Source organism: Paracandidimonas soli (genome assembly GCF_004342005.1).
GTDB classification, from domain to species: domain Bacteria; phylum Pseudomonadota; class Gammaproteobacteria; order Burkholderiales; family Burkholderiaceae_B; genus Paracandidimonas; species Paracandidimonas soli.
Genome location: NZ_SMBX01000001.1, coordinates 189,585 through 211,915 on the forward strand (window position 1 = coordinate 189,585; position 22,331 = coordinate 211,915).

The 22,331-nt window shown below is 63.9% G+C and carries 20 protein-coding genes; 14 read left to right on the forward strand and 6 right to left on the reverse strand.

Annotated features, from left to right (window positions below):
• Nucleotides 1–11: 11 nt before the first annotated feature.
• From rpmJ to dsbD, 8 genes are all read left to right on the forward strand, one after another.
• Nucleotides 12–125: a 50S ribosomal protein L36 gene (rpmJ, locus tag EV686_RS00840; protein WP_014752488.1), complete on the forward strand. Its 114-nt coding sequence runs from the start codon at nucleotides 12–14 to the stop codon at nucleotides 123–125.
• A gap of 30 nt (nucleotides 126–155) precedes the next feature.
• Nucleotides 156–521 (forward strand): 30S ribosomal protein S13, encoded by a 366-nt coding sequence (gene rpsM, locus EV686_RS00845; protein ID WP_132472509.1) that lies wholly within the window; start codon nucleotides 156–158, stop codon nucleotides 519–521.
• Between the two features lie 14 nt (nucleotides 522–535).
• Complete coding sequence (gene rpsK / locus EV686_RS00850) at nucleotides 536–934, forward strand: 30S ribosomal protein S11 (protein WP_132472511.1); 399 nt, start codon at nucleotides 536–538, stop codon at nucleotides 932–934.
• A gap of 11 nt (nucleotides 935–945) precedes the next feature.
• Nucleotides 946–1,569: a 30S ribosomal protein S4 gene (rpsD, locus tag EV686_RS00855; RefSeq protein WP_132472513.1), complete on the forward strand. Its 624-nt coding sequence runs from the start codon at nucleotides 946–948 to the stop codon at nucleotides 1,567–1,569.
• Between the two features lie 157 nt (nucleotides 1,570–1,726).
• Nucleotides 1,727–2,728, forward strand: coding sequence for a DNA-directed RNA polymerase subunit alpha (locus EV686_RS00860; protein ID WP_132472515.1), 1,002 nt, complete (start codon nucleotides 1,727–1,729; stop codon nucleotides 2,726–2,728).
• Between the two features lie 184 nt (nucleotides 2,729–2,912).
• Nucleotides 2,913–3,302, forward strand: coding sequence for a 50S ribosomal protein L17 (gene rplQ / locus EV686_RS00865; RefSeq protein WP_132472517.1), 390 nt, complete (start codon nucleotides 2,913–2,915; stop codon nucleotides 3,300–3,302).
• 143 nt (nucleotides 3,303–3,445) lie between these two features.
• Nucleotides 3,446–3,808 carry a divalent-cation tolerance protein CutA gene (cutA, locus tag EV686_RS00870; protein WP_243650688.1) on the forward strand — a complete coding sequence of 121 codons (363 nt, stop codon included), beginning with the start codon at nucleotides 3,446–3,448 and terminating at the stop codon, nucleotides 3,806–3,808.
• Between the two features lie 81 nt (nucleotides 3,809–3,889).
• Complete coding sequence (gene dsbD, locus EV686_RS00875; protein WP_132472519.1) at nucleotides 3,890–5,824, forward strand: protein-disulfide reductase DsbD; 1,935 nt, start codon at nucleotides 3,890–3,892, stop codon at nucleotides 5,822–5,824.
• Between the two features lie 75 nt (nucleotides 5,825–5,899).
• On the opposite strand, the gene hemB is transcribed toward dsbD, so the two are convergent.
• On the reverse strand, nucleotides 5,900–6,913 hold the full coding sequence (gene hemB, locus EV686_RS00880) for a porphobilinogen synthase (RefSeq protein ID WP_132472521.1): 1,014 nt from the start codon (nucleotides 6,911–6,913) through the stop codon (nucleotides 5,900–5,902).
• A complete protein-coding gene (yihA, locus tag EV686_RS00885) occupies nucleotides 6,910–7,533 on the reverse strand; it encodes a ribosome biogenesis GTP-binding protein YihA/YsxC (RefSeq protein WP_132472523.1) in 624 nt (207 codons plus the stop codon). Before yihA ends, hemB begins: the two co-directional genes overlap by 4 nt.
• A gap of 165 nt (nucleotides 7,534–7,698) precedes the next feature.
• Between yihA and EV686_RS00890 the strand changes: the two genes are divergently transcribed.
• The 3 genes from EV686_RS00890 to ccsB all read left to right on the forward strand — a co-directional run bounded on the left by EV686_RS00890 (nucleotide 7,699) and on the right by ccsB (nucleotide 11,923).
• Nucleotides 7,699–8,397 carry a c-type cytochrome gene (locus EV686_RS00890; RefSeq protein ID WP_132472525.1) on the forward strand — a complete coding sequence of 233 codons (699 nt, stop codon included), beginning with the start codon at nucleotides 7,699–7,701 and terminating at the stop codon, nucleotides 8,395–8,397.
• A 166-nt stretch (nucleotides 8,398–8,563) separates the two neighbouring features.
• On the forward strand, nucleotides 8,564–10,549 hold the full coding sequence (locus EV686_RS00895; RefSeq protein ID WP_132473600.1) for a cytochrome c biogenesis protein ResB: 1,986 nt from the start codon (nucleotides 8,564–8,566) through the stop codon (nucleotides 10,547–10,549).
• Nucleotides 10,550–10,561: 12 nt separating this feature from the next.
• Nucleotides 10,562–11,923, forward strand: a complete 1,362-nt coding sequence (ccsB, locus tag EV686_RS00900; protein WP_132472527.1) for a c-type cytochrome biogenesis protein CcsB — start codon at nucleotides 10,562–10,564, stop codon at nucleotides 11,921–11,923.
• A 67-nt stretch (nucleotides 11,924–11,990) separates the two neighbouring features.
• Here the strand turns inward: ccsB and EV686_RS00905 are convergent, their stop codons facing one another.
• The 4 genes from EV686_RS00905 to EV686_RS00920 form a co-directional block, all read right to left on the reverse strand.
• Nucleotides 11,991–14,915: a putative bifunctional diguanylate cyclase/phosphodiesterase gene (locus EV686_RS00905; RefSeq protein ID WP_132472529.1), complete on the reverse strand. Its 2,925-nt coding sequence runs from the start codon at nucleotides 14,913–14,915 to the stop codon at nucleotides 11,991–11,993.
• Between the two features lie 342 nt (nucleotides 14,916–15,257).
• Nucleotides 15,258–16,538 carry a diaminopimelate decarboxylase gene (lysA, locus tag EV686_RS00910; RefSeq protein ID WP_132472531.1) on the reverse strand — a complete coding sequence of 427 codons (1,281 nt, stop codon included), beginning with the start codon at nucleotides 16,536–16,538 and terminating at the stop codon, nucleotides 15,258–15,260.
• 36 nt (nucleotides 16,539–16,574) lie between these two features.
• Nucleotides 16,575–16,775 carry an LPS translocon maturation chaperone LptM gene (gene lptM, locus EV686_RS00915; RefSeq protein ID WP_132472533.1) on the reverse strand — a complete coding sequence of 67 codons (201 nt, stop codon included), beginning with the start codon at nucleotides 16,773–16,775 and terminating at the stop codon, nucleotides 16,575–16,577.
• A 23-nt stretch (nucleotides 16,776–16,798) separates the two neighbouring features.
• Nucleotides 16,799–19,234, reverse strand: coding sequence for a penicillin-binding protein 1A (locus EV686_RS00920; protein ID WP_132472535.1), 2,436 nt, complete (start codon nucleotides 19,232–19,234; stop codon nucleotides 16,799–16,801).
• Nucleotides 19,235–19,348: 114 nt separating this feature from the next.
• Between EV686_RS00920 and EV686_RS00925 the strand changes: the two genes are divergently transcribed.
• The 3 genes from EV686_RS00925 to EV686_RS00935 are packed head-to-tail and all read left to right on the forward strand — an operon-like array spanning nucleotide 19,349 to nucleotide 22,174.
• Complete coding sequence (locus EV686_RS00925; protein ID WP_132472537.1) at nucleotides 19,349–19,957, forward strand: shikimate kinase; 609 nt, start codon at nucleotides 19,349–19,351, stop codon at nucleotides 19,955–19,957.
• Entirely contained in the window at nucleotides 19,954–21,048 is a 1,095-nt protein-coding gene (aroB, locus tag EV686_RS00930) for a 3-dehydroquinate synthase (RefSeq protein ID WP_132472539.1), read from the forward strand. The genes EV686_RS00925 and aroB overlap by 4 nt, the downstream gene beginning before the upstream one ends.
• A 4-nt stretch (nucleotides 21,049–21,052) precedes the next feature.
• On the forward strand, nucleotides 21,053–22,174 hold the full coding sequence (locus EV686_RS00935; RefSeq protein ID WP_132472541.1) for a deoxyguanosinetriphosphate triphosphohydrolase: 1,122 nt from the start codon (nucleotides 21,053–21,055) through the stop codon (nucleotides 22,172–22,174).
• The last annotated feature ends 157 nt before the right edge of the window (nucleotides 22,175–22,331 follow it).

Sequence of the window (22,331 nt, forward strand, 5' to 3'; positions counted from 1 at the left end):
GGAGTCACATCATGAAGGTAATGGCATCGGTAAAGAAGATTTGCCGCAATTGCAAGATCATCAAACGTCACGGCGTGGTGCGTGTCATCTGCACCGACCCGCGTCACAAGCAGCGTCAGGGCTAAGCCCAGCGCAACGACACATAAGGAACAGTCATGGCTCGTATTGCTGGCATTAACATCCCGCCGCATCAGCACGCTGAGATCGGACTCACCGCCATCTATGGCGTGGGCCGCACGCGCGCTCGCAAACTTTGCGAAGGTGCTGGTATTGAATATTCCAAGAAGGTCAAGGATCTGACCGACGCAGAACTCGAACGCATTCGCGAACAGCTGGGCGAGTTCTCCATCGAGGGCGACCTGCGCCGTGAAGTGCAGCTGTCCATCAAGCGTCTGGTCGATCTGGGCACCTATCGTGGCATGCGTCACAAGCGTGGTCTGCCCGTGCGCGGTCAACGTACCCGCACCAATGCCCGCACCCGCAAGGGCCCGCGTCGTGCAGCGGCATCCCTGAAGAAATAATCGAGGACTAGACGATGGCGAAAGCATCCAACAGCGCATCGCGCGTGCGCAAGAAAGTCAAGAAGAACGTATCGGACGGCATCGCGCACGTTCACGCGTCCTTCAATAACACGATCATCACGATCACCGACCGCCAGGGCAACGCTCTGGCATGGGCGACCTCCGGTGGCGCCGGCTTCAAGGGCTCGCGCAAATCCACGCCGTTCGCTGCGCAGGTTGCAGCCGAATCGGCCGGTCGCGTCGCGCAGGAATACGGCATCAAGACGCTGGAAGTCCGCATCAAGGGTCCCGGTCCCGGCCGCGAATCCTCGGTGCGCGCGCTCAACGCGCTGGGCATCAAGATCACCAGCATTTCCGACATCACGCCGGTGCCGCATAACGGCTGCCGTCCGCCCAAGCGTCGTCGTATCTAAGAGGAAGCGTCATGGCACGTTATATTGGACCCAAATGCAAGCTCTCGCGTCGCGAGGGTACTGACCTGTTCCTGAAGAGCGCGCGCCGCTCGCTGGATTCCAAGTGCAAGCTGGAATCCAAGCCCGGCCAGCACGGCCGCACGTCCGGCGCCCGCACGTCCGACTACGGCAACCAGCTGCGCGAAAAGCAGAAGCTCAAGCGCATGTACGGCGTTCTGGAAAAGCAGTTCCGCGGCTACTTCGCCGAAGCCGAGCGCCGTCGCGGCAACACGGGTGAAACGCTGATCCAGCTGCTCGAGTCGCGCCTGGACAACGTCGTCTACCGCATGGGCTTCGGCTCCACGCGCGCAGAAGCCCGCCAACTGGTGAACCACCGCGCCATCGAAGTCAATGGCCGCACCGCCGACATCGCTTCCATGCTGGTCAAGTCCGGCGACGTGGTTGCCGTGCGCGAAAAGGCCAAGAGCCAGTCCCGCATTCGCGAGTCGCTGGATCTGGCAAGCAGCCAGGGCCTGCCACAGTGGGTGGAAGTCGACACTTCCAAGCTGGTTGGCACGTTCAAGCAGGCTCCCGACCGCGCCGACGTCGCACGCGACATCAACGAATCGATGGTCGTCGAACTTTATTCGCGTTAATCAGGTAAAATTACCGGTTACGTTTTCTGCCTTCGCCCGCTTTCCGGAACCTTTCCGGGTAGTGGGCGTTGCAGTGTCTGCACCGCCGGCAGCGCCGGTTCACTCTTCCATCAGCCTTATCGGTGTAACGAGCCGAGGGTATTGAAAAGGAATATCCATGTCGTCACAAGCTTTCCTCAAGCCACGCTCCATCGAGGTCGAGTCCGTCGGCCGCAACCATGCCAAAGTCGTCATGGAACCGTTCGAGCGCGGCTATGGCCACACGCTGGGCAACGCCCTGCGCCGCATCCTGCTGTCCTCCATGACGGGCTATGCACCGACCGAAGTGCAGATCACCGGTGTCGTGCACGAATACTCGACGCTGCCTGGCGTGCGCGAGGACGTCGTCGACATCCTGCTGAACCTGAAGGGTGTCGTGTTCAAGCTGCATAACCGCGAGGAAGTTTCGCTGACGCTGCGCAAGCAGGGCGCCGGCACCGTGCTGGCCAGCGATATCGAGTTGCCGCACGACGTCGAGATCATCAACCCTGACCACGTCATCGCCACGCTGACCGATGCCGGCAAGCTGGAAATGCAGATCAAGGTCGAGCAAGGCCGCGGCTATGTTCCCGGCAACGTGCGCGCCCTGAGCGACGATCGCACGCATACGATCGGCCGCATCGTGTTGGACGCTTCGTTCAGCCCCATCCGCCGCGTCAGCTACACCGTGGAAAGCGCCCGTGTGGAACAGCGCACCGACCTGGACAAGCTGATCCTCGACATCGAAACCGATGGCGTGATCTCGCCTGAAGAAGCCGTGCGCCAGTCGGCCCGCATCCTGATGGACCAGATCTCCGTATTCGCCGCCCTGGAAGGCGCTGGCGAAGAGTCCTACGGCGCCGTGGGCGCGGGTGCTCGCGGCAGCGCGCCGCAGATCGACCCCGTCCTTCTGCGTCCGGTCGACGATCTGGAGCTGACGGTGCGTTCGGCCAACTGCCTGAAGGCCGAAAACATCTACTACATCGGCGACCTGATCCAGCGTACCGAAAACGAGCTGCTCAAGACGCCGAACCTGGGCCGCAAGTCCCTTAACGAAATCAAGGAAGTCCTGGCCGCACGCGGCCTGACGCTGGGCATGAAGCTGGAAAACTGGCCTCCCCTGGGTCTCGAGCGTCCCTGATCGTTGTAAAACCGCAGGCGGGCATGCCCGGCAGGACATGCTCTCCCGCAAAGTTGTTCTATAATCTCTGGCTGCCGATAGCCAATCCAGCTATCGGCGTTTTTCCCTCCCGGCCCGCGGCATTGCCGATAGAAGAGCCGGTCAATCGCGCCACTGGCGCCTATAGATTCAAAGGAAGTCAATCATGCGTCACCGTTCCGGTCTCCGCAAACTGAACCGTACCAGCAGCCATCGTCTCGCCATGTTCCGCAACATGGCCGTATCGCTGCTCACCCACGAAGCCATCAAGACCACGCTGCCCAAGGCCAAAGAACTGCGCCGCGTCGTCGAGCCTCTGATCACGCTGGGCAAAGAGCCCACGCTGGCCAACCGCCGCCTGGCATTCGCCCGCCTGCGCGACCGCGATGCAGTGACCAAGCTGTTCGAAGTCATCGGCCCCCGCTACCAAGAGCGCAACGGCGGCTACACGCGCGTCCTGAAGATGGGTTTCCGCCAGGGCGACAACGCTCCCATGGCATTCATGGAACTCGTCGACCGTCCTGAAGTCGAAGAGGTTGCCGAAGAGCAGGAATAAGCCACTTGGCGGCAAAGGTCTCGCCTTTTGCCGTGGTGTCTTGAAAACGGACCTTCGGGTCCGTTTTGCGTTTAAGCAATATATTGCTCCGGGTGCGGGTGCTAGAATCCCCTGGGCCTCTCGTTCATTGTGGAAGCCATGCCATGAATACCGCTGCACAGTCCATGCCCGATGGCCAGGATGCTTCCGTTGTCGTCATCGTGCTCAGCAATGCGCCCGATCTCCTGCTGGCCAAGCGGATCGCGCATGTACTGGTCGAGGAGCATCTGGCGGCATGCGCCCATGTCGGCACGCAGGGCGTTTCCATGTACGAGTGGAACGGAGAGCTGGAAGGGGCGGATGAAGTCCCCCTCACGTTCAAGACCACGGCGGGCAGGGTGCCCGCCCTGCACGACAGGCTGGCGCAGCTGCATCCTTACGAGGTGCCGGAGTTCCTGGTGCTTCCGGTGGTTGGCGGCAGTCCCGAATACCTGGCGTGGGTCCGCGGCCAGACGGCGCCGCGGTAATGCCCGGTGCGGGATGCGGGCGAAATAATGAGCGGTTCTTTTGCTGAAAAGGCGGTTGGCGGCATGCAAGTTTTTCCATCTATGCGTATGAACCAGGTCGCCGCGACGGCGCGCGCCATACTGTGGTGGCCGCTTGCGCTGCTGCTGGCCCTCGCGCTGGCCATGGCGCCGCAGGCGCATGCGCAGGAAGATTTCCTCGAACCCGAGCAGGCATTCCGCATCGCCGCGGCCATGGCGACGCCGACTGAGCTTGTGGTGCAGTTCACGGTGGCGCCCGACTACTACATGTACCGCGAGCAGTTCCGCTTTGAGCTATCACCCGATGCCTCTCTGCTGGGCGAACCACAATACCCCGCCGGCATCGTCAAGTACGACCCTACCTTCGACAAGGAGCTAGAAGTCTATCTGCGCCAGGTGCGGATCCGCCTGCCGTTGCGTGCGGGCGCGGAAGCGCCCCAGACCCTGACGGTCACCAGCCAGGGCTGCGCCGACGCCGGCCTGTGCTACGCCCCCATGGAGAGCGAACTGCAACTGTTGCCGACGGCATCGGGCTACGATGTGACGGGCCAGGGCGCGGGGCCCTTGTCGGTATTGGAGCGGCAGGACGCCGCGTCCGGCGCAGGCGTGGGCGGACTGCTGGAACTGGGCGATATGGGCTTTGCCGATTACCTGGCAAGCGCGGGCGTCTGGAATATCGTGCTCATTTGCCTGCTGCTGGGGCTGCTGCTTTCGTTCACGCCCTGCGTGCTGCCCATGGTGCCCATCCTCCTGACGGTGATCGCAGGCAGCGCCCAGGGCAAGGCGGTGCCGCGTTCGCGCGGGCTTTCCCTGTCGCTCGCCTATGTGCTCGGCATGTCGCTGGTGTATACCTTGCTGGGCGTGGCGGCGGGGCTGCTGGGCGCGAGCCTGGCGGCTTGGCTGCAGACGCCCTGGGTGCTGGTGCTGTTCGCGCTGCTGCTGGCATTGCTGGCGCTGGCGATGTTCGACGTGTTTACTTTCCAGGCTCCCACGGCATTGCAGTCGCGCATGAACACATGGCTGGCGCGCGTGCCGGGCGGCAGGCATGGCGGCGCGTTCCTGATGGGCATGGTGTCGGCGCTGATCGTCGGGCCGTGCGTGGCTGCGCCGCTGGCCGGCGTGCTGCTGTTCATTTCCCAGAGCGGCGACGTCGTGCTGGGCGGACTGGCGCTGTTTGCGCTGGCCTGGGGACAGGGTGTGCTGCTGCTGGTGGTGGGAGCCTCATCGGGCGCGCTGCTCCCGCGCGCGGGAGCCTGGATGGAGCGCGTCAAGCATGTGTTCGGGCTGCTGTTGCTGGCTACCGCCTGGTGGATGCTCATGCCCGTGCTGCCCGCGGGTGTCCTGACATTTGGTTGGGCCTTGCTGGCGCTGTGGGGCGCGCAACTGTTCGGTGCGTTCCGGGTTGCTGCGGCGGATGCCGGCCCATGGGGCTTGCTGGGCAAGGCAGTGGCATGGATGCTGGCCATCTGGGGCGCGGCGATTGTATTCGGGCTGGCCGCGGGCAATACCGATCCCTTGCGCCCGCTGGGCGGCCTGGGAATAGCGGGCGGCCAGGCCGGCATTGCCGATGCGGGGCCTGTGCGGGGCGCCGCAGCGCCGTTGGGCGCCGTGACCCATCCGCCGTTCGTGCGCGTCAGCAGCGAAGCGGAACTGGAGGCGCAACTGGCGCAGACGACCCGTCCCGTGATGCTGGATTTCTATGCCGACTGGTGCGTGTCCTGCATCGAGATGGAGCGTTTCACGTTCAGTGATCCGGCCGTAGCGCAGCTCATGTCGCAATTCCTGCTGCTGCAGGTGGATGTCACAGCCAATACGCAGGAAGACCGCGCGCTGCTCAAGCGCTTCAAGCTGTTCGGGCCGCCGGGCATCATGTTCTTCGATGCGGACGGGCGGCTGCTGGCCAATGAACGCGTGATCGGATTCCAGAACGCCGAGCGCTTCGGGCGGGTGCTGGACAAAGTGCTGACGGCGCGCGCGCCGTTGTCGTTCCTGCAATAAGGGGGCTGTTTGGGCCGGGCGGGATGGGGCCGCGGCCTCCCGCCTGGCGGCAAAGAGGCCGCGCCCGATATGCGCTTATCCGTTCTTCAGCAAGCGCGCCGCATGCAGGGCGAAATAGGTCAGGATGCCGTCGCCGCCGGCACGCTTGAAGCCCAGCAGCGATTCCAGCACGATGGCGTCCAGGTCCAGCCAGCCATTGTCGGCGGCGGCGCGGATCATGGCGTACTCGCCGCTCACCTGGTAGGCGAAGGTGGGCATGCCGAACGCGTTCTTCACATCGCGCAGGATATCCAGGTATGGCATGCCGGGCTTGACCATGACCATGTCGGCGCCTTCGCGGATATCGGCTGCGACTTCGCGCAGCGCTTCGTTGCGATTGGCGGGATCCATCTGGTACGTGAACTTGTTGGACTTGCCCAGGTTGGCGGCGGAGCCGACGGCATCGCGGAAGGGACCATAGAAGGCGCTGGCGTATTTGGCGGAATAGGCCATGATGCGCGTGTAGATGAACTGGTTGGCTTCCAGGGCCTTGCGGATTGTGCCGATGCGGCCGTCCATCATGTCGCTGGGAGCAACGATGTCGACGCCGGCCTGCGCTTGGGCCAGGGCCTGGCGGGTCAGCATTTCGACGGTGGGTTCGTTCAGCACGTAGCCGTTGTCGTCGATGATGCCGTCCTGGCCGTGGCTGGTGTAGGGGTCCAGGGCCACGTCGGTCAGCACGCCCAGTTCGGGGAAATGCTGCTTGAGCAGGGCGACCGTGCGGGGAATCAGGCCGTCGGGATTGGCGGCTTCTGCGCCATCGGGCGTTTTCAGTTCGGATTCGATGACCGGAAACAGCGCCAGTACGGGCACGCCGAGCTCCATGCATTCTTCGGCGACGCGCAGCAGCGTGTCGGGAGAGTAGCGGGAGACGCCGGGCATGGAGGGGACTGCCTGTTCCACGCCTTTGCCTTCGCGAACGAAGACCGGGTAGATGAAGTCATTGGCGCTGAGGCTGTTCTCGCGCACCAGGCGGCGGGAGAAGTCGTCGCGGCGGTTGCGGCGGGGGCGTGAATCGGGAAATTCGGGGGACAGCAGGAACGATGTCATGGAACTACCTTTGGAGAAATCCAGTTTTCGATGAATTGGGCGGTCTCTTCCAGGCCGATGCGATGCGTGGCCGAGAAAGGGATGGCGTGCAGGGTGCCGAGCTCGGCCAGCGCCTTTTTGACGGCGAATACGGCATTCATGCGCTGGCCGTACGGCAGTTTGTCGGCCTTGGTCAGCAGTGCCAGCACGGGGCGGCCGGAGGGGGCGATCCAGTGCGCCAGGCGGCGGTCCAGCTCGGTAACGCCGCGGCGGATGTCGATGAGCAGCACGACCCCGGCCAGCGATTCGCGCTGGCGGAGGTACTCGCCCAGCACTTCGGCCCATTCTTCCTTGGCCTCGCGGGCGATGGACGCATAGCCGTAGCCGGGCAGGTCGACCAGGAACCCCAGGTGTCCGGCCGGATCCAGCGGGTCGGGGATGCCGAACATGTTGATCAGCCGGGTGCGGCCGGGCGTCTTGCTGGAAAAAGCCAGGCGGCGCTGGTTGGTCAGCACATTGATGGCGGACGACTTGCCCGAGTTCGATCGGCCGACGAAACAGACTTCGGCTGTCGTCGGCGGCGGAAGCTGATCCAGACGGGCAGCGGAGGTGGTGAACGTGGCGCGATGTAATATAGACACGGTTTGATCTTGCATAATTATTGGTGGACAAGCCCTATTGTATAATTGCGAGGTTTCAACTGTTGCGTTTTCGTCAGCAGGCCGGTTTGCGGGCGAAATGGCTATTGTCAGTCAATGTGCGTCGGGGCTCGTTTCCCATACGAACAGCGATAATCGAGGGTTTACATGAAGCATATGCTTTCCAGGGCATTTGTCGTTAGCGGCCTGTTGCTGGGTTCGTCTATCGTATCGGTCGGTTACGCCGCCGGCGAAGGTCTCCCACGTCCCGACATTGCCAAGGGCGAAGAGCTCTATGTCAATGGCGATATGAATCGCGGCATCATTGCCTGTGTGACCTGTCACGGGACGGGAGGCAACAGTACGATTCCCGTCAACCCCAGTCTGGCCGGCCAGGCCCACGAGTATCTGAGCAAGCAATTGGCCGACTTCCAGTCCAGGGACGGCGCCAGCCCCAAGCGCGGCGGCCCCGATGGCGCGCCTTCCGTCATGGCGCCCATGGTCGTCTCCATGACGCAGGACGACATCCAGAATGTATCGCTGTACCTGTCCAGGCAGGCCGTCGATCCCGAATTGGCCGCCACGGCAAGCAACGAGGCCACCATGGAGCGCGGCCAACTGATCTGGCGCGCCGGCCTGCCCGATCGCCGTGTCCCGGCCTGTGCCGCCTGTCACGCGCCCAACGGCGCAGGCATCCCCGGCGACTACCCTCGCCTGGCCGGCCAGCACCCGTCTTATATCGCCGAGCAACTGCGCATGTTCCGCAGCGGCGATCGCGCCAACAATGCCGAGATGCACGACATCGCCGATCGCATGTCCGATGCCGATATCGCCGCGGTGGCGGATTACGCAGCAGGCTTGCGCTAAGCAGGACAACGCCGGTGAGAATCCGGCGGGAACCAATCCCGCCACGCCGGCTCGAACAGGGGGCGCGCAATTGTCTTGCGGCCCCTTTTTTTCTATTTGAGTGCCCGTGACTTCTCCTCCTTCTCAACAGCGCCTGGGGGCGGAACTGGTCGAACTCCTGGGTTCGATGCGTTTTGCCGTCAGTCTGCTGGTGTTCATCTGCGTCGCCAGCGTCATCGGTACGGTGCTGCCGCAGAACCAGGCCGCCGGCAGCTATGTCGACCAGTTCGGGCCGTTCTGGGTGTCGCTGTTCGACGTTTTCGCCATCTGGCACGTGTACAACAGCTGGTGGTTCTTGGTCATCATGGCGTTCCTGGTGGTGTCCACGACGCTCTGCCTGCTGCGCAATACCCCGAAAATGGTGCGCGACATGCGCTCGTTCCGCGAGCACGTCCGCGCATCGAGCCTGCGGGCGTTTCCGCACCGGGTCGAGGCCAGCCTGCCCATGCCTGTGCAGAAAGGCGGCGAACGCATCCGCCAGTACCTGCAGTCGCAGGGCTATGCGGTCAAGGCCAGGGAAGACGGCGACAGCGTCATGCTGGCGGCCAAGAAGGGCGCAGCCAACAGGCTGGGCTATATCTTCGCCCACGTCGCCATCGTCGTGATCTGTATCGGCGGGCTGCTGGACAGCGAATTGCCGGTCAGGGTGCAGGTATGGTTCGCGGGCAAGCAGCCCGTCACTGAAAACATGCTGATTTCCGAAGTGCCGGCATCGGGCCGGCTGGCCATGGGCAACGTCAGCTTCAGGGGCAATATGGCGCTGCCGGAAGGCTCGCAGAGCCGCAACGCCATCGTGGCCGTCGACGACGGCGTGCTCGTCCAGCCTATGCCGTTCAGCCTGCGCCTGAAGCGCTTCCTGGTGGAATACTATTCCACCGGCATGCCCAGCAGCTTCAAGAGCGAAGTCGAGGTCACGGATCCCGATACGGGCGAGACGTTCGAACAGACGATCGAGGTCAATGAGCCCTTGCGCTTCAAGGGCCTGACCGTCTACCAGTCCAGTTTCGACGATGGCGGCAGCCGGCTCAAGCTCGTGGGTTATCCGTTGCAGGGTACCGCTTCCAGGTCGTTCGAGCTGTCGGGCGAAGTGGGCAAGGCGATGGAACTCAGCTTCGGCGAGAGCGGCCGGACCGAATCGCTGCAGGTGGAGTTCTCCGGCCTGCGGCCGATCAATGTGGAAAACCTGGCCGTGGACGAATTGCCGCAGCCCAAGCAGGTCATCGAGCATGTTGCTGCCGTTACCGGCAGCGCCATCGGGGGCGGCAAGGACAACCTGGTCAACGTCGGTCCCAGCGTCGAATACAAGCTGACGGGACGGGACGGGCAGTCCCACGAGTTCGTGAACTACATGGCCCCCATCACGCTGGATGGCAGCCCGGTGTTTCTTGCGGGCGTGCGCGAGACGGCGGCCCAGCCGTACCGTTACCTGCGCATTCCGGCCGATGCCAATTATTCCGTCAACGAATTCATGGCGTTGCGGTCCGCGCTGGCTGATCCCGCCATGGTGGCGCAGGCCGCCGAGCGCTTTTCCCAGCGGCATGCCGCCGGCAACCTGCCTCCCGACATGATGCGCCGCGCAGCCCAGGGCGCGCTGGAAACCTTCGGGAGCGGCGGATTCGAGGCGCTGATCAAGCAGGCTCCCGAGCAGGAGCGCGGCAAGATCCTGGAGTTCGCCGTCCCCATGATCCAGTTGTCGCTGGGCGAATTGCGCGCCTTGCAGCGCGAAAAGGACGGCCTGGGCCCGCTACCTGCTGACGGACCCGAGGCGCAGGCCGCCGAGCGCTGGCTGCAGCTGGCCCTGCTGGCGTTCGCCAATCTGCCGGAATATCCCGCCCCGGTTTTCCTGCAGTTGCAGGACTTCGATCATGTGCAGGCCAGCGTATTCCAGGTGACGCGCAGCCCCGGAACGAGTATCGTGTATCTGGGCTGCCTGTTCCTGATGATCGGCATTTTCGCCATGTTCTATATCCACGACCGCCGCATCTGGGTCTGGATACAGCCGGAATCCGGGCGCAGCAGCGTCATGGCGGCCATGACTTCGCAGCGCCGCACGCTGGATTTCGAACAGGAATTCGAGCGCCACAAGGCGGCGTTCGGCGCGCTATCCACTTGATGAGGCTTTGCAATGTCTGAAACCGTACTTTCGGCGAACCTCGCTTCTCCGGTCGCGCTGACCGGCAACGCCAGCGGAGACTCGCGCGGCTTGCGCGGCAAGCCAGACTGGACGGACCTGGCCTTTTTCCTGCTGTTGAGCGCGGGAGCCGCCTATGCCTTGATGTTCCATGGCGAAGCCATGGATATCTACGAAAAAGCCATCCTTGTCGGCGCCGTGCCCGGCCTGGCCTGGATGGGATGGCTGTGGCGCCCCTTGCGCGTGCTCATGGTCCTTAGCGGCGTCACGGCCTTGTTCGCCATCTGGCTCTACAGCGGCGGGCAGGGGCTGGCCCAGGGCGATATCACGCGCTCCGAGACCGTGTTCCTGCTCAAGTACCTGATTTCCTCGCAGTCGGCCATACTCTGGATGTGCGCGCTGTTCGTGCTGGCGACGGCCTGTTACTGGATCGGCTACGTCAGCGCCACGGCCGCCTGGCTGGGCAGCGTGCTGACCTGGGCGGGCGTGTACGCCGGCACCACCGGCATGCTGGTGCGCTGGCGCGAAGGCCACCTGCTGGGGCCCGACATCGGCCACATCCCGGTCAGCAATCTGTACGAGGTGTTCGTGCTGTTCGCGCTGATCACGGCATTGTTCTACCTGTACTACGAGCGCCGCTACGCCACGCGCGCCCTGGGCGGCTTCGTGCTGCTGGTCATCAGCTCGGCCGTCGTGTTCCTGCTGTGGTATTCCTTCACGCGCGACGCCTTCCAGATCCAGCCGCTGGTTCCCGCGCTGAAAAGCTGGTGGATGAAGCTGCATGTGCCGGCCAACTTCATCGGCTACGGCACATTCTCCCTGGCGGCCATGGTGGGCTTCGCCTATCTGGTCAAGGAAAACGGCGAAACGCGCTCCTGGCGCAAGCTGGCTCCCGTCTTCGTGCTGGGCGCCGTGCTGTGCGCCGAGCCCATGGTGTTCAGCTCCAAAGAGCTGTCCCCGACCTGGATGCTGTATTTCGGCATCGGGGCGCTGATCGTGGGCGCCATCCTGGCGCTGCGCGGCCCGATTTCGCGCCAGCTGCCTTCGCTGCAGGTGCTGGACGACATCATGTATCGCGCCATTGCGGTCGGATTCGCCTTCTTTACCGTCGCCACGGTGCTGGGGGCGCTATGGGCCGCGGATGCCTGGGGCGCCTACTGGCAATGGGACCCCAAGGAGACCTGGGCCCTGATCGTCTGGCTGAACTACGCCGCCTGGCTGCACATGCGCCTGCTCAAGGGCTTGCGCGGCAGTCTCGCCGCCTATTGGGCGCTGGGCGGACTTCTGGTCACCAGCTTCGCCTTCCTGGGCGTGAACATGTTCCTGTCGGGCCTGCACTCGTACGGGGAACTATAGGCCTGGGGCCCGTTAACACTAAAAGAAGCCTCGCACTGGCTGGCCGGTTATCGGGCGGCAGGCTGCCCTAGGGGCGCCGCTTGATGCGCTCCTGCATCAAGGTCAGGGTGTCGGGGTTCGCGATCAGGTCCGCCATGGTGCTCGCCTTCAGCAGGTTGCTGGGCGGCTGCGGGCGGACGACGCCATAGCCCTGCACGTAGTCGACTTCCATATCCCACAGCATCGACAGCGTTGCGTTGTCCTCGACCCATTCGACGATGCTCTTCATGCCCAGGTTGCGCGCCAGTTCGATGATGGTGCGCACCACGGCGACGTTGGCGGGGTTGTTGGTCATGCCGCGAATGAGGGCTCCATCGATCTTGATGGCGTCGGCGGGCAGGCTGGCCAGGTAGGAGAAGGACGAATAGCCTGCGCCGAAGTCGTCCAGCGCGATGCGCACGCCCTTCTGCTGCAGCCTGTGCATGAACACGCGCGTTTTTTCAAGGTCGTGCAGGGCCACGCCCTCGGTGATTTCGACGCACACTAGATGGGTCAGGTGCTCGTACTGCGCCAGGATGTCGAAGAAGGCCTCGATGAAGCGCTGGTCATTCAGCGACACGCCGCTCATGTTGATGCAGACGAAGCTGGTCTGCGACAGCTGGCCGCGGTGCTTGTCCAGCCATTCCAGCGTGGCGGAAAACACCCACTTGTCGATAATGGAGATCGTGCCGCTTTCTTCGGCGGAGGCGATGATCTTCCCGGTGGGAATCAGCTTGCCGGCGGAATCGCGCACGCGCAGCAAGGCCTCGAAGTCCATGGCGCCGAAGGGGTTGCGCAGGGATACGATGGGCTGCATTTCCAGATACAGGCCCTTGGGAGACAGGCCACCCTCCAGTTCGCTGAACAGGCGCAGTTCCTCGGAGTGCTCCAGCAGCTCGTTGGCATTGTGATCGTAGCTGATGATGTCCTGGTGGATCTTCTGGGCGTCGCGGCAGGCGCGGCTGGCGGCGGAGATGGCGTCCTTGGCCTGCATGCTTTCCGTGACTTCGATCACGCCCACCGTACCCTTGACCTGTATGGAGCGCGGGCCGATCTGGAACGGCGCCGCATGCAGCGCATCGATGATGCGTTGCGCGCCTACCCTGGCATCGCCGATGGTGGTGTTGGGGAACAGGACGATGAACTCGTTGTCGCTGAGCCGGCCCATCTGGTCCTGCTCGGAAATGGCCTGCATGACGCGCTGGCATACCTGCTTCAGCACTTCGTCGCCCGTGGTGTGCCCGAACAGGCTGTTGACGCGCTTGAAGTGATCCAGGTCCAGATAGGCCAGCGCGCATGGCTGGCCTTTGGTCAAGGCCTGAAGCGAGGCGTCCAGGGCCTTTTCTATGCCGCGCCGGTTCAGCGCGTCCGTCAGCGGATCGTTGTCGGCCAGCTGGCGCAGGTGCTGGATTGTGGCGGTATGCGACGAAATGTCCTGGATCGAGCCCTCGATCTTCTCATCCACGATGGCGGCCTTGACGAGCAGGGTCTTGTGGTTGTCCGAGAGTTCGTCGGGCCAGCGGATTTCCACGCCGTCTCCCCGCCGGGTCTTCTGGTCGAGTTCTTCCCAGTCGACGTCGGGCAGCAGATCCGTCCACAGAGGGGAGGAGGCCTGGTCCGCCAGGGACAGGCCCAGGATGCGTTCGAACACGGGGTTGGCCCGCGTAATGTGGCGGCTGGCGTCCAGCGTGAACATGCCGATGGGCGTGACAGCGAAGTTGCCGATCAGTTCGGACTGGGCGTGCTCCTTGTCCCGGCTTTCGCGGCGCAGGCGCTCGGCGATGGCGACGGCCACCATCAGGTTGGACAGCAGCAGCGTGATGACGGCATTGAGGGTGTCGATGAAGCGCGAGCCGCCGAATGCGAACAGCATGACGCCGGAAAGCATGACGCACAATGCCATGCTCAGGGATACGACGTGCAGCGTCTCGACGCGGGAGTGGGTCATGTAGATGCTATGGCCCAGCAGCAGGGCGATCGTGACGATGCCCAGCGACGTAGCCGCCCACATGACGGGCAGGAATGCCTGCTCGGACAATACCAGGGCCGCCAGCAGCAGCAGCAGGCCGGTGCCCTGCACCAGCAACAGCGCGCGCGACTGCAGCAGCGGCAGCAGGCTGCGGTGGAATATGCGCGTGAACAGGGTGTAGGTCAGCAGGAAATGGATGGCGACCGTGATCTGGCGCAGTCTGGGCAGCCATTCCTGCGGAATGCTGTTGCCCAGCCACTGGTCGTCCCAGCCCATGGCCATGGCGCCCAGCCGCAGGTTGCCGATCATCCAGGCGGCGAACAGGACATAGACCCATTCGCGGTTGATGAAGGCGATGATGAGAATGAAGGCCGCGACCGTCAGCAACCCGCCTTCCAGCAGCCCCGTGATGCGGTGGAACTGGTTGATGGAGCGGATCATGTCTTCCATGGGCCAGAGGCTTGCCGTCAGCTGCATGTTCCGTTGCGCAGTGACCTCGCACAGCACGCGCGTGGTGAGAGTGCTGCTGTCTAGCTGGAAGATGAAGCCGGCCTTTGCGTGCCGCACCATGCCGTCGACGACATTGCGGTTCGCGCTGCCGATGAGGGTCAGGTGGTCGGCATCCCAGCACTGGAGCGACCGCACCTGCCGGGATGGGACTTCGACGGCGATGCGGCTGTCGTGCTCGCGCGGCGGCACGTTGACGATCATCCAGTACGGCAACGCCTTTTCCAGGGGGAAGGAAAGCACATTGGCGCCCGAGGCGCCCAGGAGGTCGAGGGCCTGTCCCGGCGTTTGTGTTTTCAGGGGATCAGTGGCCAGCCGGAAGGCAAGGGGCGAGCCTTGCTTGGTATCGTAAATGCTGTTGAAGGAAAGCAGCGCTACCAGGGAAAACAGGACGATGACCAGGGGAACGGCATAGATGGCAAATACATAAATCAGCCGATCCAGCGCGGAAGCATCGTTTTTTCTGCCATTGGATCGCAGCACATCCAGCAGTCCCATGATTTACCGTATGTAATGATTTTTGTGTGTCATGTATGCCGGAATATCGATGCGGCTGCATGGTCTGCCATGACGGCCGCTATATACAGTGGCATTGCGTTCGGTAAGCAGCCGCCAGTGTAACGCCGCTTGTGTGCAGTGCAAAGAAGTAAGGTGCACAATTGATCCGAGGGATGCACTTTTGGTGCGTTTGTGTGGATTCGCGATGTGTGCGCGCAGGCCATGCCAGCGTACGATGAGATAACGGCCGCTTGCGGATTTTCTTTAATGGGATCTGCGTCTGCGCGTTTTGTACGCTGCAGCTTGCGCCCGCCCGCGGGCGGGCGCAAGCCTGGCCTGTGCTCAGGTCCTGCCCTGCAGGGCCTCCAGCTCCGGCGCGAACAGCGATTGCAGCGATTCGCGGGGGCGGACGACGCGGTAGCTGTCGCCGTCGACCATGATCTCCGCAGGGCGCGGGCGCGTGTTGTACTGGCTGGCCATGGTGAAAGCATAGGCGCCGGCCGACATGATGGCGAGCAGGTCGCCCTGCCGCAGGGCCAGCGTCCGGTTGCGCGCCAGCCAGTCGCCGCTCTCGCAGATGGGGCCGACAATGTCATAGGACTGCGGCGGCGTATCGGGATCCGCAGGCTGCACGGCCTCTACATCGTGCCAGGCATCGTACAGGGTGGGGCGGATCAGGTCGTTCATGGCCGCGTCCACAATGGCGAAGTTCTTGGCCTCGGCATGCTTGAGGTACACGACGCTGGTCAGCAAAACGCCGGCATTGCCGACCAGGGAGCGCCCGGGCTCCAGCACGAGCTGCAGGTGGCCGAGCTTGTTGCGCTCCAGCGTCTCGAAAACGCGGGACACCAGGTCCACGGGCAGCAGCGGCGTTTCGTCGGTGTAGCGGATGCCGATGCCGCCGCCCAGATCCAGGTGGTGCAGGCGGATGCCGCTGTCCTGCAGTGCATGGATCAGGTGGCAGAGCTTGTCCAGCGCATCGAGGTAGGGATCCACTTCGGTGATCTGGGAGCCGATGTGACAATCGACGCCGACGACCTTCAGGCTGTCCAGCGCGGCTGCGCGCGCATAGACGCTCAGCGCGGTATTGATGTCGATGCCGAACTTGTTTTCCTTGAGGCCAGTGGAAATATAGGGATGGGTGTGGGCATCGACGTCGGGATTGACGCGCAGCGAAACCGGGGCCACCTTGCCCATGTCGGCGGCCACGCGGGCCAGTTCTTCCAGCTCGGCCTCGGACTCGACGTTGAAGCACTTGACGCCTGCCTCCAGGGCGGCGCGCAGCTCCCATTCCTGCTTGCCGACGCCGGAGAACACGACCTTGCCGGCATCGCCGCCAATGGCAAGCACGCGGGCCAGCTCGCCGCCGGACACGATGTCGAAGCCTGCTCCGAGCTCCATGAACTCGCGCAGGACCGACAGATTGGAGTTGGCCTTCATTCCGAAGCAGACCAGTGCGTTGCGGCCCTCGGTAGCCGTCCGGTAGTTTTCCCAGGCATCCCGCAGCGCCTGGCGCGAGTAGACATACAGAGGTGTGCCGAATTCCTGGGCGAGCTGGGTCAGCGGGACCTGTTCGGCATGCAATGTATCGTTGCGATGGGAAAAGTGGGGGGCTACGGTCATGATGGCCTGTATGAGAAGGTCTTTAAAGTGGCGTGGTCATTGCGGTGCGGGCTCGGCTGCCGGCTGCTGCGCGGCTTGCTGCGGCGGTTCGGTCAGCGCGGGGTCCGCCGCGGCCGGAGGCGGCGGTAAGTATAGCGGGCCCTTGTAGCCGCAGCCGGCCAGCAATGCCAGCAGTATTGCCGCAGTGGCTGCGCGGTGTGCCCGCGCGGGCGAAGAGGAACGGAAGGAAGCTGGCATTTGCGAAGCGTCGAAGAAGGTTGTCAGAAGGGCAGCAGCGAGGACCCGGTGGAGTTCTGGCCGGAGCCGGGCCCATTGTCCAATTGGTTGAGCAGGTCGCCGATGCCGTCGTTGGCGGGAGAGCCGCCGAGCACCATGTCTTCCATGGTGGGCAGCCCCACCCTGGCCACGGCCTTGCCGGGAGGAAACTCGGTGAAATAGAAATCGCCTCCGGTGCGCTCCAGCCCTCCGGGCATGGGGCCGGGAGGGATTTGCGGCTGATCCTTCAGCGCGGTCCGCATGTACTCCAGCCAGATGGGCAGCGAGGCGCCGCCGCCGGTTTCGCGCGAACCCAGCGAGCGGGGCTGGTCGAAGCCCATCCATGCGATGCCCACCAGCTTGGGCGTGAAGCCGGCGAACCAGGCATCGTGGGAGTCGTTGGTGGTGCCGGTCTTGCCGCCGATGTCCGTGCGCTTGAGTTCGCGGCTGGCGCGCGCGCCCGTGCCCGCCTGGGCGACGCCGCGCAGCATGTCGTTCATGACGTAGGCCGTGCGTTCGTCGATGACCCTGGCCTTGACGTCTCCCGCCACGGTGGGGCGGGCCTGCATGATGACCTTGCCCGAGCTGTCGGTGACCCGGTCGATCAGGTAGGGCGCCACGCGATAGCCGCCATTGGAGAATACCGAGTACGCGCCGGCCAGCTGCAGGGGCGTGACGTTGCCGGAACCCAGCGCCAGGGGAAGCACGGCGGGGTTGCGGGCTCGGTCGAAGCCGAAGCGCGTGATGTAGTCCTGGACGTAGTTGACGCCGATCGCCTGCATGATGCGGATGGACACCATGTTCTTGGACTTGTACAGCGCTTGGCGCATGGTGAGCATGGGCTCGTAGGTATTGCCGTAGTTCTTGGGGCTCCAGGGGCGCGATCCGGTCTGCGCAGCGGTCAGGTGGAACGGCTCGTCGGAAATCTGCGTGGATGGGGTCAGCCCGCGCTCGAGCGCCGCCGCGTACAGGAAGGGCTTGAAGCTGGAGCCCGGCTGGCGCCATGCCTGGGTGACGCGGTTGAATTTGCCCTCGCCGAACTCGAAGCCGCCGACCATGGCCTGGATGGCGCCATCCTGCGAGCGCAGGGAGACGAAGGCCGCCTGGACGCTGGGCATGTTGATGATTTCCCAGTAGTCGCCGTGCTTGCGCACATAGACCACGGAACCGCGGCGGATGCGCACCTTGTCGTTGGCGTTCTTGACCAGTCCGCGCGCGACGACCTTCAGCGCCGAGGGATTGGTGACTTCGATGATTTCCTGGGCCGTGCGCGCCACCGTGACCTTGGTCGGGCTGGCATCGAGCACCAGACCGGTCAGCATGTCGTCGTGGTCGGGATGCTTGTCCTGCAGTTCGTCGAGCAGGGCGTCCAGGCGCGCGTGATCGTTCTCGATGCCGTTCGGAAGGTCGATATTGTCCTGAGGGCCAGGGAAGGGGGCGCGGCGGGTGTAGTCGAGGATGCCGTTGCGCACGGCGCGATAGGCGGCCTCCTGGTCCTGGGAGTGGACGGTGGTGTAGATATTGAATCCGCGCGAATAGATGTTGTCCTGGTAGACACCGTACAGCAACTGGCGCGCCAGCTCCGCGACGTATTGGCCATGGATGGCGTAGCCGCCGGAGGGCGTGCCTGTGGCCGAGCGCAGTTCGATCGGCTGTTTGAGGGCTTCTTGGTACTCTTCTTCGGTCAGGTAGCCCAGGTTGCGCATGCGCGCCAGCACGTACTGCTGGCGAGTCGTAGCGCGCTGGAAGTTGGCGATGGGGTTGAAGCGCGAGGGGGCCTTGGGGATGCCGGCCAGCATGGCGGCCTCGGCCGGCGTGATTTCCGCCAGCGGCTTGCCGAAGTAGGTGCGCGATGCCGCCGCGAAGCCGTAGGCGCGGTGGCCGAGGTAGATCTGGTTCATGTAGAGATCCAGGATCTGGTCCTTGGTCAGGGTTGCCTCGATCTTGAAGGTCAGCAGCAGCTCATAGAACTTGCGGGTATAGGTTTTTTCGGAGGACAGGTAGAAGTTTCGCGCCACCTGCATGGTGATGGTGCTGGCGCCCTGGCTCTTGGACATGTTCGACAGGTTGGCCAGCATCGCGCGCGCGACACCCATCCAGTCGATGCCGCCGTGCTGGTAAAAACGGTCGTCCTCGGCTGATAGAATGGCCGATTTCATGACATCCGGGATTTCGTGGAAACGCAACACATTGCGGCGTTCCTCGCCGAATTCGCCGATCAGGACGTTGTCCGACGTATATACCCGCAGCGGTACGCGCGGGCGGTAGTCGATCATGGCGGAAAGGTCGGGCAGGTTGGGCCATGCCAGCGCGAGCGCAAGCGTGCCCAATAATGCGCCGCAAAGCCCCAGGCCAGCCAGGAATACGGCGGATTTCAGGATGAAGCGCTTGAGCCAGGAACCGGCGGGAGCGCTTTGGGTATCTGTGGAGGAAGATGTCATTGGGCGATTTTAAGGCCAATGGTGCCGGGGCAGTGAGGTAGGATGCAGGTTCTTGTAACAGGATGGTGCGATCCGCCACCCGTCCCAAGGATACAAATGGGATAATACACAACTATGAGTGAATCTTCGCATTGCCAGGACGATTTCGAGGAGCCGGACAGCACGGCGGATGCCGCGCATCCGGCGTCCGCGCGCCGGGACGGCAGGCCGATTTTCCTGATCGGCATGATGGGGGCCGGGAAAACGACCATCGGGCGGATCCTGGCACGGTGTCTCGGGCGCGAATTCGTGGATCTGGATCATGCGCTGGAGGCCAAGTGCGGCGTCCGTATCGCCCTGATCTTCGAAATCGAGGGCGAAGAAGGGTTCCGCCGCCGTGAGACCGCGCAACTCGACGAATGTTCCCTGAAGCCAGGCATCGTGCTGGCCACGGGCGGAGGCGCCGTGCTGGCCCCGGAGAACCGCAGGCTCCTGAAAGAGCGCGGCACCGTCATCTATCTGCGGGCCGACGCCGACGAACTGTTCCGCAGGCTGGAGCGCGACCGCACGCGCCCGCTGCTGCAGACGCCGGATCCCCGCGCGCGCATCCGCGAATTGCTGGCGCTGCGCGAGCCGCTCTACGAGGAAGCCGCCGACCTGGTCCTGGACTCCGGCACCATGACGGCGGCGCAGGCCGCCAGGGCGCTGGTCAACAAACTTGAAACTACCGAGACGCTGTCATGAATACCGTAGAAGTCAATACGCCGGGCGGACGCTATCCCATCCATGTGGCGCCGGGACGCCTGGACCGCCTGGGCGACAGCATTCCCGCCGATGCCACCGCCATTGCGCTGATCACGAATCCCACGGTCGCCGCGCACTATGCCTCGCGCGCCATCGCCGCGCTGGAGTCCACCGGCAAGCGTGTCATCCGCGTCGAACTGCCGGACGGCGAGCAGTACAAGGACTGGCAGACGCTGAACCTCATTTTCGATGCCCTGCTGCAGAACCGGCTCGATCGCAAGGCGGTGCTGGTTGCGCTGGGCGGCGGCGTCATCGGCGATATCGTAGGCTTCGCCGCGGCCTGCTACATGCGCGGCGTGCGCTTCGTCCAGGTGCCGACCACGGTGCTGGCGCAGGTGGATTCCTCGGTGGGCGGCAAGACGGCCGTCAACCATCCGCTGGGCAAGAACATGATCGGCGCGTTCTACCAGCCGGTCGCCGTCGAGATCGACACCGACGTCCTGAATACTCTGCCGGACCGCGAAGTATCCGCCGGCCTGGCCGAGGTCATCAAATACGGCCTGATCATGGATCCGGCCTTCTTCGAATGGTGCGAGGCCAATGCCGACGCACTGCGCCGGCGCGACCCGCAGGCCATGGCCCATGCCATCGTGCGCTCGTGCGAGCTCAAGGCGCAGGTGGTGTCGGCGGACGAGCGCGAGTCGGGCCTGCGCGCCATCCTGAATTTCGGCCATACTTTCGGTCACGCCATCGAGGCGGGCCTGGGCTATGGCCAGTGGCTGCACGGCGAGGCCGTGGGCTGCGGCATGATACAGGCGGCGGAACTCTCGGCGCGCGTGCTGGGGCTGCCGGCGGACAGCGTGGCGCGGGTGCGTTCGCTGGTCGAGGCCATCGGCTGCCCCGTAGCGCCGCCGGACCTCGGCACGGACCGCTGGATCGACCTGATGCAGGTCGACAAGAAGACGGAGGGCGGGCAACTGCGCTTTGTGCTGCTGCCGCGCATCGGCGAGGCGCGTTCGCAAGCCGTGCCGGACGCGGATCTGCGGCAGGTGCTGGCGCAAGCCGCGCAGCCGGCGACGGAACAGGGCTGAAGCCATGCTGGCGCCATACGCGAGTCATCCGGAACAATCGCGCGGCCGCCGGCATCAGGAGCCGCCGCCTGTCGGACGCAGCGCCTTCCAGCGCGACCGCGACCGCATCATTCATTGCAGCGCTTTCCGGCGCCTGGAATACAAGACTCAGGTGTTCGTCAACCACGAAGGCGATCTGTTCCGTACGCGCCTGACGCACAGCCTGGAAGTGGCGCAGATCGGCCGCACCCTGGCGCGCAACCTGCAATTGCACGAAGAGCTGACCGAAGCCATTTCCCTGGCGCACGACCTGGGCCATACGCCGTTCGGGCATGCGGGACAGGATGAACTCAACGATTGCATGCGCGACCTCGCGCCCGAAGCAGGCGGATTCGAGCACAACCTGCAGAGCCTGCGCATCGTCGATGAGCTCGAAGAGCGCTATGCGGCGTTCAACGGCCTGAACCTTTGCTTCGAAACGCGCGAAGGCATACTCAAGCATTGCTCCGCCAGCCATGCCCGTCTGCTGGGCGACGTGGGCGAGCGCTTCCTGAAGCGCATGCGCCCCTCCCTCGAGGCGCAACTGGCCAATCTGGCCGACGAGATCGCCTACAACAACCATGATATCGACGACGGCCTGCGCTCGGGCCTGATCACGATGGACCAGTTGCAGTCGGTGGAAATCTTCGCCAGCCACTACGAGCAGGCCGCCAGGCGCTATCCCTCCGCGGACAAGCGCCGCCTGGTGTCGGAAATCATCCGCGCCATGATCAACACGCTGGTCACCGACCTGACGCAGACCACGCAGGAAAACATCCGCAAGCACGGCCCGCAATCGGCGGATGACGTGCGCGCGCTTCCCATGCTGGTGGCGTTCTCGCCGGAGCTGCGCGCACAGGCCGATGACCTCAAGCGCTTTCTCATGCATAACCTGTACCGGCACTACCGCGTCATGCGCATGACCGGCAAGGCCAGGCGCATCGTGCGCGAGCTGTTCTCCGCCTTCCTGGAGGATCCGCGCCTGCTGCCGGATGAATACCGCAGGAACGACAAGGTGACCCAGGCCAGGGCGATCGCAGACTACATCGCCGGCATGACCGATCGCTACGCCATCCGGGAGCACAAGCAGCTGTTCCGTATGGATTGACCACGGGCCAAAGCGCGAGCCCGGGCTTCAGGTCGGGGACAAGCGAGGAAGCTCCCGACTTCAGTCGGGAGTGACTCACAAGCCTGCCTGGGCGGCATCTCCCGCGGTTTCCACTTGCCGGGCGGGTGCATGATAAGGTTGCGTGCAACCATTCCGA